The sequence below is a fragment of the Nocardia sp. NPDC058058 genome, assembly GCF_042885355.1.
Taxonomy (GTDB): domain Bacteria; phylum Actinomycetota; class Actinomycetes; order Mycobacteriales; family Mycobacteriaceae; genus Nocardia.
In genome coordinates this window covers 541,477-555,438 of sequence record NZ_JBHVSA010000002.1, presented here as the reverse complement: position 1 = coordinate 555,438, position 13,962 = coordinate 541,477, and the positions used below count along the sequence as shown (strand labels likewise).

Annotated in this window: 1 protein-coding gene; it reads left to right on the top strand. The window is 68.9% G+C overall.

Going from position 1 to position 13,962, the window contains the following annotated elements; translation table 11 throughout:
• Positions 1 to 80: 80 nt before the first annotated feature.
• Positions 81 to 13,742 (top strand): amino acid adenylation domain-containing protein, encoded by a 13,662-nt coding sequence (locus tag ACFVUS_RS17345; RefSeq protein WP_387766773.1) that lies wholly within the window; start codon positions 81 to 83, stop codon positions 13,740 to 13,742.
• Positions 13,743 to 13,962: the final 220 nt, after the last annotated feature.

Genomic DNA, 13,962 nt, shown 5'->3' with positions numbered 1-13,962 from the left:
CGGGGAACTGGATAGGTCGGGAACAATTCAATGATTCGGGTGGGCGGGGAACGGCACAGCGGATTTCAGCTGGTGCTGGCATGACCCATACGCTTCGCACACGGCCCAACCGACATCGGCGGTCGCGCATACCCACACTGCCGCAGCTCATGATGGCCGCGGTGGAAATGAATCCGGATGGCACAGCACTGCTGCTCGCGGACGCCACCGGAACGCTCGGAGCCCTCGGCTACGCCGAACTCGATGAGCGGTCGAACCGGTTGGCACGCCTGTTGATCGATCGCGGTGTCGGGCCGGAGGATCTGGTCGCCGTCGGGATCGAGCGTTCGCTCGAATCGGTGCTCGCGGTGTGGGCCATCGCCAAGGCCGGTGCCGGATTCGTTCCCGTCGATCCCAACTATCCCCTCGACCGGGTGACGCATATGGTGCGCGATTCCGGCGCGGTCCTCGGACTGACCGTCGCCGCCGCCCATGCGGGCCTGCCCGGCGATATCGACTGGCTGGCCATCGACACCGCCGAATTCGCGACCCAGCTCGCGGCGCGCTCGGCCGAGATCGTCCTCAACGCGGACCGGGTGCGGCCGTTGCGGATCGAGCACCCCGCCTACGCCATCTACACCTCCGGTTCCACCGGTCTGCCCAAGGGCGTGGTGGTGACGCACGCCGGTCTGGCCCGCTTCAGCGAGGCGCAGCGTGAGCGCTACGGCGTCACCCCGGACGCGCGCACGGTGCATTTCGCCTCGCCGTCCTTCGACGCATCGGTGCTGGAACTGCTGCTGGCCCTCGGCGGCGCGGCCACCATGGTCGTGGTGTCGCCGCGCGTATTCGGCGGCGGCGATCTGGCCGAGGTGTTGCGCCGGGAACGGGTGACGCACGCGTTCGTCACCCCGGCCGCGCTCGCCTCGGTCGATCCCGACCCTCTGGTCGACCTCCGGGTGGTCATCGTCGGCGGTGACGCCTGCCCGCCGGATCTGGTGCAGCGCTTCACCACCGGCGATCGGGCCTTCTGGAATGCCTACGGCCCCACCGAGGCCACCGTCATGACCCATATGACCCGTCTGCTGCCGGACGGTGCGGTCACCATCGGCGCGCCCATCCCCGGGGTGCGGGAATACGTGCTCGACGAACAGCTTGTGCCGGTGTCCGCGGGTGATCCGGGTGAGCTGTACCTGGCGGGTACAGCACTGGCGCGCGGCTATCACGGTCTGGCGGCGCTTTCGTCCGCCCGCTTCGTGGCGAACCCGTTCGAGAACTCCGGTAGTCGGCTGTATCGCACCGGTGACCTGGTGCGCAAGAACACCGACGGTGATCTGGAATACCTGGGCCGCAATGACTTCCAGGTGAAGATCCGCGGCTTCCGCATCGAACTCGGCGAGATCGACGCGGTGCTCGGCGAGCACCCCGCGGTCGATCTCGCGATCACCGTCGGGCACGAACTGGCCAGTGGCGCAATGGTTCTGGTCTCATACGTGCATGCCGTCGGCGAACTCGACGCGGCGGAGCTGACCGCACTCGCCGAGCGCCGACTACCCGGGCATATGGTGCCCGCGGCCGTCATGGTGCTCGACGAGATCCCGCTGACCCCCGCCGGTAAACTGGATCGCCGCGCGCTACCCGAGCCGCAGCTGCGCGATACCGCGTACCGGGCGCCGGAAACCGCTGTGCAGCAGATCATCGCCGAAGTGGTGGCACAGGTGCTGCCCGGTGAGCGCATCGGCCTGGACGACGATTTCTTCGCCCTCGGCCTGGACAGCATCACCTCCATCCAGATCGTCTCCCGTGCGCGCGCCCGCGGGGTGGCATTCAAGGCCAAGGACATGTTCGCCGCCCGCACCGTCGCGGGTCTGGCCGAGATCGCCACCGTCACAGTGGAATCGAATGAGGAACCGGAGCTTGCCACCGGACCCCTGGTGCGGCTCGACCCGGACGCGCTGGACCGCCTGCGGCAGCGCTATCCGACCATGTCGGATGTCTGGCCGCTCACCCCGTTGCAGTCGGGCATGCTCTTCCACGCGCAGTTGGCCGAATCGTCGGTAGACGCGTACATGACGCAGTTCAGCGTCGATCTCGGCGGCGCCATCGATATCGATCGGCTGCACACCATCGCGCAGGCCGTGCTGGACCGGCATGTGAACCTGCGTGTGGTCTTCGCGCAGGACGAGCACGGCGATCCGATTCAGGTCGTACTGGACGACGTCGAAGTGCCCTGGCGCTACCTCGATCTCGGTGACAGCGAACCCTATGAGCCCGCCGCGAAGACCGACTGGCTGATGGCCGCGGATATTGCCGGACACTTCGATATGGCGGCCGGGCCGCTGCTGCGCTTCACGCTGGTGCGCACCGCGCCCGAGCGCTATCGGGTCTGGGTCACCAGCCATCACATCCTGCTCGACGGCTGGTCGATGCCGCTGCTCATGCAGGACATGTTCACCCTCTACGCGCACGGCGGCGATACCGGCGAACTCCCGCGGCCGCGGTCCTATCGGGACTACCTGGCCTGGTTGGCGACCCAGGATCAGCAGGCCGCGCGCGCGGCCTGGCGGACTGCGCTGGCCGGTTTCGATGAGCCGACACCGCTCGCACCGGTGGACCGATCGCGTGAGATCTCTTCCGGCATAGGCGAACTCGGGTTCGAACTGGATACCGAGGACACCGCCGCGCTGACCCGGGTGGCTGCCGACGCGGGTGTAACCGTGAACACCATCGTGCAGGCGGCCTGGGGTCTGCTGATCGCGCGCAGCACCGACCGGGACGATGTCGTCTTCGGCGCCACCGTATCGGGTCGCCCGCCGCAGCTGGCGGGGATCGAGACCATGGTGGGTCTGTTCCTCAACGCCATTCCGGTGCGGGTGCGACTCGGGGCCGCGAGCACGCTCATCGAAGTACTGCGGCAATTGCAGCAGGAACAGGCGGCGCTGCTCGATCACCACTACCTGGCGCTCGGTGAGATTCAGGAAATCACCGGCATCGACGGGATTTTCGATTCCCTGATCGTCTTCGCCTCGTTCCCGGTCGACGCCGAGGCGCTGGACGCCGCGGCCCGGCCCATCGACGAGGTGGGCCTGCTCGGCACCGGGGCCGCCAACGGTACGCACTATCCGATCACGGTCATGGTGACGCCGGGCAGCACGCTGCGGATGAACATCAAATATCTGCGGGATCTGTTCGACGAGTCCGAGATTCGCGTCCTGGCGCAGCGATTCGCGCTGCTGCTGGAACGCTTCGGCAGCGAGCCGCGAGCTCGAGTCTCGGACGTCGACGCGCTGATCGACCGCGAGCGGGCCGCCCTCGACGCGGTCAATGCCACCGAAGTCGCTGAGCTGCGCGATGATTCGACGCTGCTGACGCTGTTCGACGCGCAGGCCGCGCGCACACCGGACGCCCTCGCGCTGATATTCGAGCAAACCACGCTGACGTATACAGAGTTGGATACCCGGTCCCGGCGATTGGCCCGGGAGCTGGAACTGCGCGGGGTCGGACCCGAGTCGCGGGTGGCGGTGGCCATGCGGCGGGGTATCGATCTGGTGGTGGGTATCTACGCGGTGTTGCGTGCGGGTGGTGCGTATGTGCCCGTGGATCCGGATCATCCGGCTGAGCGCAATGAGTATGTGCTGGGTAGCGCCGCGCCGGTATGTGTGCTGACGCGGACCGAGGACGGGTTCGACACCGCTTCCGGGGTGCCGCTGGTGCTGATGGACACGCTCGCGGACACGGCTGGCATCGGCTATGCCGGAAGCGCTGCGGTGCGGCCGGATAACGCGGCCTACGTCATCTACACCTCGGGCTCGACCGGTCGCCCCAAGGGCGTGGTGATCACGCACCGGCAGATGGCGAATCAGTTCCGCTGGGCGCAGCGGACGTATCCGCACGGTGCCGGGGATGTGGTGTTGCACAAGACGCCGATTACGTTCGACATCTCGACGTGGGAACTCTTCTGGCCGTTGCAGACCGGTGCGGCGGTGGTCATCGCGGAGCCGGACGGGCATCGCGATCCCGCGTACATCGCGCGGATGATCACCGAGAACCACGTCACCTCGGTGCATTTCGTGCCGTCCATGCTGGCGGCCTATCTCGACGGCGTCGCGGGTGCGCAACCCTCGCTGCGCTGGGTGTTCGCGGCCGGTGAGGCCCTGTCGGCGCAGACCGCGCGGACCTTCGCCGCGGTGCTGCCGGGGACCGAACTGGTGAACTGGTACGGCCCCGCGGAGGCGACCGTCGTTACCGCGCACGCGGCCGAAGACGGTGCGGGCGTGGCGATTCCGATCGGATCCCCGGTGGCCAACACCCGGGTGCACGTGTTGGATCGGCAGTTGCGGCCGGTGCCGTTCGGCGCGGCCGGTGAGCTGTACGTGGCCGGGGTGCAGCTGGCGCGCGGCTACGCCGGTGCGCCGGGACTCACCGCGGAGCGGTTCGTCGCGCACGAGGGCGGCGAACGGCTCTATCGCACGGGTGACGTGGTGCGCTGGATCTCGGATCCGGCGGCCGACGGTCATGCGCTGGAGTACCTGGGGCGCAGTGACTTCCAGGTGAAACTGCGCGGTCAGCGCATCGAGCTCGGCGAGATCGAGACGGTGCTGCTGGGCCACCCGGGAGTGCATCGGGCCGCGGTGACACTGGTGCGCGCCGCCTCCGGCGACCGTTTGGTCGCGTACATCGTGGTGGAAGCGGGCGCGGCGGTCGCCGATTCGGAGCTGCTGGCGCACGCGCGGGCGGCACTGCCGTCGTACATGGTGCCCGCGACCGTGGTGCGGTTGGCGGCCATGCCGCTCAATGCCAGCGGCAAGCTGGATCGAAAGGCGCTGCCGGAGCCGGAATTCCAGGCCCGGGCCTACCGTGCGCCCGTGTCGCGCACCGAACAGGCTGTGGCGGAGGTGTTCTCGACGGTGCTCGGCGTGGCGACCGTCGGCGCGGACGATGACTTCTTCGAGCTGGGCGGCAATTCGCTCAGCGCCACCCAGGTGGTGGCGCGACTCGGCGCGGCCGTCGGCGCGCGGGTGCCGCTACGCGCGCTCTTCGACGCACCGACCGTCGCCGGACTGGCCGAAGCCATTGCCGGACAGGATGACTCGTCGTACGCGCCGCTGCGCGCGATGGAGCGCCCGGAGCTGGTGCCGCTGTCCTACGCGCAGCAGCGGATGTGGTTCCTGAACCGATTCGACACCGCGGCCGGGACCTACAACCTGCCATCGGCACTGCGGATCACCGGACCGTTGGACGTGACGGCGTTGCGGGCCGCGGTACGGGATCTGGTGGCGCGGCACGAGGTGCTGCGGACGGTGTACCCCGAACACGACGGTATCGGGCATCAGGTGGTGCTGGGGGTCGATGATCCCGAGGCCGTTCCGTCGATGCCGATGGTGGATGTGCGCGCGGAGACCGTGGTGGCCGCCGTCGCCGAGGCCGCGATGGCGGGTTTCGACGTGACGATCGCCCCGCCGCTGCGAGTTCGGCTGCTGCGCTTGGGAACCGATGATCACGTGCTGGTGTGCGTGGTGCACCATATCGCCGGTGACGGTTTCTCGGCCGGACCGCTGACCCGTGATGTGATGACCGCGTATCTGAGCCGGATCGCCGGTCGTGAACCGGAGTGGGCTCCGCTGGCGGTGCAGTACGCCGACTACGCGCTGTGGCAGCGCGAAATCCTGGGCGATGAAACCGATTCGGGGTCTTTGCTGGCTCGTCAGTTGGAGTTCTGGCGGAACAGCCTCGCGGGGCTGCCGGATCAGCTGGAGCTGCCCACCGATCGACCCCGGCCCGCCGTCGCGTCCAGCGGTGGCGGACTGGTGACGTTCGAGATCGACGCCGCCGTGCACGCCGGTCTGCATCGAATCACGCAGGAGCGCAACGCGACCCTGTTCATGGTCCTGCACGCGGCGCTGGCGGTGCTGCTCGCCCGGCTGACGGGTACGCGCGATATCGCCATCGGTGCGCCGATCGCGGGGCGCGGTGCGGCGGAGCTGGACGATCTGATCGGGATGTTCGTCAATACGCTGGTACTGCGCGCCGACGTCGATCCGGCCGCCGGATTCGCCGATCTGCTCGCGGCGGTGCGGCAGACCGATCTCGCCGCCTTCGAGCATGCGGACGTGCCGTTCGAGCGGATCGTGGAACTGCTGGATCCGCCGCGCTCGCAGGCCCGCCATCCGCTCTTCCAGGTATCGCTCACGCTGCAGAATCTGGAGCGGGCCGAACTCGCGCTACCGGGCATGACGGTGGCGGCCGTCGAACTGGATATGCCGGTGACCAAGTTCGACCTGGATCTGACCCTGGTCGAATCGGTCGCGGACGGTGTGCCGCAGGGCATTTCCGCGTCGTTCAACTACGCGACCGATCTTTTCGACGCCGAGACCGTGCGCACCTTCGCGCGCCGGTTCACCGGCTTGCTGGCGGCGATCATCCGGACCCCGGATTCGCCGGTGAGCGAGCTGCCGATGCTCGACGCCGACGAATACGCAAGGCTCACAGCGAGTTCCGAAGCGGCGGCCGGTAGCACCGCGCTGCTGCCGGACCTGTTGACCGCGGGGGTCGCGCTGGGGCGGGACCGGATCGCGGTGCGCGACGCGGGGCGGTCGTACAGCTACGGCGAGCTGGACGAGTACTCGTCCCGGCTGGCGCGACTGTTGATCGGGCGCGGAGTGGGACCGGAAGCGGTGGTCGCGCTGGCCATCGGCCGGTCGTACGACATGATCGCCGCGGTCTGGGCGGTGGCCAAATCGGGTGCGGCCTACGTGCCGATCGATCCGACGTATCCGATCGACCGCATTCGGCATATGGTCTCCGACTCCGGTGCGGCCGTGGGTTTCACCCTCGATGAGCTCGCGAACGACCTGCCCGGCGAACTGGATTGGCTGGCACTGGACGATTCGGCGGTGGTGGCGGAGTACGCGGCGCATTCGGCCGCCGCCGTCACCGACGCGGATCGGGTCGCGGCGCTGCGGCCCGGACATGTGGCGTACCTGATCTACACCTCGGGGTCGACCGGATTGCCCAAGGGCGTGAGCGTCACGCACGCGGGGCTCGGCGCATTCGTCGCGCACGGCATCGAAATCTGCGGTGTCACATCCGAACACCGCTTCCTGCACGCCTGCTCGCCGAGCTTCGATCAATCGGTGGAGGAGTGGCTGTACCCCTTCCACACCGGCGCCACCCTGGTGATCGTGCCGCCGGGCGTGCTCGGGGGTGCGGAGCTGGGCGAACTGCTGCGCACCGAGCGGGTCACCCACATCATGGTCACCCCGGGTCTGCTCGGCACGATCGATCCGATCGGACTGGACGATCTGGTGCTGGTCGGCACCGGCGGTGAATCGACCAGCGCGGAGCTGATCGCGAAGTGGTCGACCGGCCGCCGGCGCTACCTGAACAGCTACGGGCCCACCGAGGTCACCATCGGATCGTCCTATGTGGAACTCGGCGCGGACAGCCGGATCACCATCGGCGCACCGATTCCCGGCATCTCGGCGCTGGTGCTGGACGAGCGGCTGAACCCGGTGCCGCCGGGTGTCGCGGGTGAGCTCTACCTCGCCGGTGCCGCGCTGGCACGCGGCTATCGCGGGCGGGCCGGGCTCACCGGTGAGCGCTTCGTGGCCTGCCCGTGGGGCGGGCCCGGCACCCGGATGTACCGCAGCGGCGATCTGGTGCGCTGGGTGCCGGTCGGCGACGGCTGGGAGCTGGAATACCTGGGGCGCACCGATTTCCAGGTGAAGATCCGCGGTTACCGCATCGAGCTCGGTGAGATCGACGCGGTGCTCGGCGGACACGAGGATATCGATTTCGCGGTCACGCTCGGGCGGCAGAACGCCGCCGGGGCAACGATATTGGTGTCGTACGTGCTCGGCCGGTCGGTCGACGAGGCCGGTCTGCGCGAGTACGCGAGCCGGTATCTGCCCGCGCATATGGTGCCCTCCGCGATCGTGCTGCTCGATGAGATCCCGCTGACGCCGGTCGGCAAGCTGGATCGCGCGGCGCTGCCGGAACCCGAACTCGGACAGCGCGAATATCGCGCGCCCGCAACACCTCTCGAAGAGACGGTGGCCGAGGTGTTCGCCGAATTGCTCGGTGTGGAACAGGCCGGGCGCGACGACGACTTCTTCGAGCTGGGCGGTAATTCGCTCATCGCCACCCAGCTGGTGGCCCGGCTCGGGGCGGCCCTGGACACCCGGGTGCCGGTGCGCACGGTGTTCGAGACCAGCACGGTGCGGACGCTGGCCGCGTTCCTGGCGACCCTGGAAGGTACGGGCGGGCGCATCGCGCTGGTGCCGCAGCAGCGGCCGGAAGCGATTCCGCTATCGCTGGCGCAGCAGCGCATGTGGTTCGTGAACCAGCTGGACACCGCGAACTCGGCGTACAACGTGCCCGTCGCATTGCGGCTGCACGGAGATCTCGACACCGGTGCGCTGGCCGCGGCTGTGCGCGATGTGGTGGGGCGGCACGAAACCCTGCGCACGGTGTATCCGGAGGTGGACGGCATCGCGCACCAGGTGGTGCTGTCGGTCGAGCAGGCCGCGCCCGAGCTGGAACCCGAACTGGTCGACGCCGCCGCGCTGCTGGCGCGGGTGACCGCCGAGCTGACCACCGGATTCGATGTCACCTCGGAAGTTCCGTTGCGGGCCAAGCTGTTCCGGATCGATTCGGTATCCCGCGAACCCGAGCACGTGGTGCTGTTCGTGGCCCATCACATCAGTGCGGACGGCTGGTCCATGGGTCCGCTGGCCCGTGATGTCATGACCGCGTATCTCGCGCGGACGCAGGGCAGAGAGCCGCTGTGGCAGCCGTTGCCGGTGCAGTACATCGATTACACGCTGTGGCAGCGGGCGGTGCTCGGCACCGAAGCCGATCCGGAGAGCCTGATCTCGGCGCAGGGCGACTACTGGCGCGACGCGCTGGCCGGACTGCCCGATGAGCTGACTCTGCCAGCGGATCGACCCCGACCGCCGCGCCAGTCGTTCGCGGGCGGACAGGTGGTCTTCCGCATCGACGCCGATCTGCAGCAGCGGCTGCGGACCCTGGCGCGGGCACGACACGCGACGCCGTTCATGGTGGTGCACACCGCCCTGGCGGTCTTCCTGGCCCGCATGTCCGGCACCGATGACATTGCCATCGGCACACCGGTGGCCGGTCGCGGCGCGGCCGAACTGGACGATGTGATCGGCATGTTCGTCAACACCCTGGTCCTGCGGACCCGGGTACCGGCGCGGCTGAGCTTCGCCGAGCTGCTGGCGCAGACCAAGGAGACCGATCTGGCGGCGTTCGCACACGCGGACGTACCTTTCGAACGACTGGTGGAACTGCTCAATCCAGAACGCTCCACCGCGCGCAACCCGCTGTTCCAGGTCATGCTGGCGTTCGAGAACCTGGAGGACAACACCTTCGAACTGCCCGGATTGCGGATCAGCGCACTGGATTCCGGTGTCGAGACCTCGCAGTTCGACCTGTCGCTGACCGTGCGGGAGAGCCCGGACGAATCCGGGATGGACGCCGTATTCACCTATGCGCGTGATCTTTTCGACCGCGCCACGGTGGAGGGTTTCGCGGCGCGGTTCGTGCGCCTGCTGGAGGCGGTCACGCACGGCGGCGATATCGCGGTCGGGGATCTGCCGCTGCTGTCCGGCGCGGAGCACGACCTACTCACCCGGGTCCACGACGACGAGGTGATGGCGACCGCGCTGCTGCCGGACCTGCTCACCGCCGGCGTAGCGCTCGGGCGCGATCGCACCGCGATCCGCTATCGCGGCCATTCCATCAGCTACGGCGAACTCGACGAGTACACCTCGCAACTCGCGCGGGTGCTGATCGAACGCGGTGTGGGACCGGAAAAGCTGGTCGCGGTTGCCTTCCCGCGCTCGTTCGAGACGGTGGCGGCGGTGCTCGCCATCGCCAAGGCCGGTGGCGCGCACGTACCGGTCGATCCCGCCTATCCGGCGGATCGGGTGCGTCATATGGTGACCGATTCCGGTGCGGTGCTCGGCATTACCGGGTTCGCGTATCGAGACGCGCTGCCGGACGGGGTCGAGTGGCTCTGCCTCGACGACGCGGCGGTGGACGCGCGCTGCCTGGCGCAGTCCGCGGAGCCGGTGACCGATGTGGATCGGCTGACACCGCTGCGCATGCGGCATCCGGCGTATGTCATCTACACCTCGGGATCCACGGGTATGCCCAAGGGCGTCACCGTGACCCACGCCGGACTGGGCGGGCTCACCGAGTACGCGGTGAACCGGTACGGCATGCATCCCGACGACCGGATGCTGCACAACTGCTCACCGAGTTTCGATCCTTCTGTGCTGGAATGGATTTGCGCGTTCTACACCGGCGCGACGCTGGTCATCGCGCCGTCGGAGATCATGGGCGGTCCCGAACTCGGTGAACTGATTCGCGCCGAGCGGGTGGATCACGCGCTGCTGACCCCCGCGGTGCTGGGCACGCTCGATCCGGCCGATCAGGATCGGCTGCGCATGCTGTCCATCGGCGGCGATGTGACCACGCCCGAACTACTGGCCAAATGGGAGCCGGGGCGCGTTTTCCACAATGCGTACGGTCCCACCGAAACCACCATCATCTCGACGTACGCGCGTTTGACGCCGGGTCGGCACATCACCATCGGCACACCGGTGCACGGCATGTCGGCGCTGGTGCTGGATTCGCGCCTGAATCCGGTACCGCCGGGCGTCGCGGGCGAGCTGTACCTGGCCGGTGGCGCGCTGGCGCGCGGTTACCGCAATCGCGCCGGGCTGACCTCGGAACGATTCGTCGCCAATCCGTGGGGCAAGCCGGGCGCCCGGATGTATCGCACCGGCGATGTGGTGCGCTGGTACGCCGATCCGGCGGATCAGGCCGGGGCACAGGGTAATTGGGAGCTCGACTATGTCGGGCGCTCGGATTTCCAGGTCAAGATCCGCGGTTTCCGCATCGAACTCGGTGAGATCGACGCGGTGCTCGGGCGGCATCCGGAGGTGGAGTTCGTCCTCACCGTGGGCCGTGAGAACGCCGCGGGGGCAACGGTTCTGGTGTCCTATGTGCTCGCTGTGCCCGGCAGTTCGCCGAAGCCGCGGGAGCTGACCGAATTCGCCGCGGCCAGCCTGCCCGCGCATATGGTGCCCGCCGCCATCGTGGTGCTGGACGAGCTTCCGCTCACCCCGGTCGGCAAGCTCGATCGCAAGGCGCTCCCGGAACCCGAACTGGCACAGCGGGAATACCGCGCACCCGGCACCGCGCTGGAGCAGTCCGTCGCGGACGTGTTCGCCGAGGTGCTCGGCGTGGAACGAGCCGGGCGCGATGACGACTTCTTCTCGCTCGGCGGCACCTCGCTGCTGGCCAGCCAGGTGGTGAGTCGGTTGCGCAAGGTGACCGGCGCTCAGGTGATGGTCGCGTGGTTCTTCACCGATCCGACCGTGGCGGGACTGGGCGCGCGGATCGCCGCGGAATTCGACGGTACCGATGCCGACGCGGCCGATACCGCACTGGGCGTGGTGCTGCCGATTCGCGCGAGCGGTACCCGGACCCCGCTGTTCTGTGCCCCGCCCATGGCCGGAATGTCCTGGGTCTATGCGGGATTGGCGCAGTATCTGCCCGAGGATCAGCCGATTCTGGGATTGCAGTCCCCGGCGCTCACCGAGGTCGGCTACTGGCCGGAATCGCTGACCGAGGTGGCGCGCCGGTATGTCCGGGAGATGCGGCAGATCCAGCCGCACGGCCCGTACCGGGTGCTCGGGTATTCGCTCGGCGGCACGCTGGCGCAGGCCATCGCCACCGAACTGTGGGCGCAGGGGGAGCGCACCGATGTGCTCGCCATTCTGGACGCGTACCCGGATGCGGATATGTCGGACTTCCGGGACGCGCTGCGGGACGAATTCGTCGCGCTCGGCGTCACGGACTTCCCGGAAGGGGATCTGCAGGAGCTCGGCGATGACGCGCTGCTGGCCCTGCAGGCCGCGATTCCGGCGGACCTCGCGGTGCTGACACTGGAGCGGATTCGCCGCATCTACAGCGGTGCGGTGCGCACCATCGAGCTCGGATCCGCTTATCGGCCCGCCTATTTCGATGGTGACATCGAGCTGTTCCGGGCGGAATTCCGGGGACCGGGGGAGACCGTTTACGGACCCGGGCACTGGCGTCCGTTCACCGGCGGTGCGATCACCGATCGGCCGATTCCGGTCACCCATCAGCTGATGGTGGGGGCCGACGCGCTCGCGATCATCGGTCCGGAACTGGCGGCGCTGATCGATGCCGCCGATCGCGGACCCGCGCCCGCGCCCGCCGCGCCCGCGCCGTTGCCGATCGAGGACGAGGACTCGGATTGGGCCATCACCCAGGTGCTTCCGATCGTCACCTCACTACCGGGCTTCCAGCCCGATCCGACCGCGACCACGGTACTGCCGGTCTTCGCGCCCGAACCGGTGCAGGCGCCGCTGGCCAGCGCCATCGCCGAGCGGCGCACCGCGACCAGCACGGTGTCACCGCTGCCGGCCGGTGCGGTGAGCCTGCTCGCGGAAGAGCCGTCCGGACTGCATGTGCGGGCCATCGCCCTCGATATCGCGGCGGGCGTCTCGGGCTCCCGGGTGCGGCGCTCGGTGGCGAACCTGCGCGAACGGCATCCCGCATTGTGGGCGCGGCTGCGCTTCGACGGGGACGCCCCGCTGCTGGATATTCCGCTGCGCTCCAACCCCTCCGACGCGGCGGTCTGGCGCGTCGACCCCGCCGTGCAGGCCGTCGGTGATCCGATCGGGGCCGTGGTGCACGCGGCCGCGGCCGAGCTGGATCCCGAACAGGGCCGGAACATTCGGTTCGTACTGCTCGAGGGCCCCGCACCGGACGCCCCGGTGGATCCGGACACCGGCGAGCAACCGGTAGCGGTGTTGATCGTGGTGGCGAACGGTCTGGTCGTCGATGACGCCTCGTGGCGCGTCATCATCGACGATCTGACCGATTCGTGGTCGGGCGGGCACTCCGGCGGCGGCAGCGCGCCGGGCACCGATCCCGCCGAGTTCGCGCGGATCGGCGCGGAGCGGGCCGTCGAACCGGCGACGGTCGCCGAATTGTCCTGGTGGCGTGCGGCATTGGCGGCGATACCGGCCGGGCTCGCACCCGATCGGCTGGCCGACGGGTCCCGCGGGCGGGTATCGGTGCAGATCACCGGTGCGGGCGCGGCCGCGGTGGACGGGGTGGCCCGGCAGTACGGGGCCACGCTCGAGGAGGTTCTGCTGACGGCGTTCGCGGTCGCGCTGTGGGATGAGGCGGGCGCCGCGGCGCGCGGCACTCTCGGTTCGGTGGTGCGATTGATCGCCGACGCGCGCACGCCCGGGGATCCGGTGGTCGGCGCGTTCAGCACCACCTACCCGTTCGTGCCCGCGCTGACCGGGGTGGATTTCGATCAGGTGCGGCACGGCGGACCGGCGGCCGGATACGCCATCGCGCAGTTGCGGGACAGTGTCCGGGCGGTGCCGTCCCACGGCGTGGGATTCGGCCTGCTGCGGCAGCTGAACCCGGCGGCGGCCGCGGTGCTGGACGGACTTCCGGGGGGCCGCATCGGTTTCCGCTACCGCGATCTGCGCCCGGCCCGGGTGCTGCCCGAACCGGTCGCCGATGACCTCTACCTCGATATCACCGTCGATACCAGCGCGGACGGGCTGCTGGCCCGCTTCGACTTCGCGGGCGCGGTGCTCGAACTCGATCAGGTCAAGGGCCTTGTCGAGGGGTGGGTACAGGCTTTGGGCGGGCTCGCCGAGCACGGAGAGGGGATCCATCCGTAGCATTGCGTGCTTACCACCCCGTTTCGACGTGGACACCTGTATTCGGTGTGCCGGAAGGTACCCTGACGACGCGGTGCCCACGTCGAGGCGCAGGTCGTGACCACTCCCTTTGTCGTGGCGCCTGGTGTTGCGGGCCCCGGCTGCTCTAGCTGGGACGAGTAACGCGACCCGTGCCCTCCCGATTTCCCTCGGGATGCGCGGGGGGTTGGAGCAACGACGG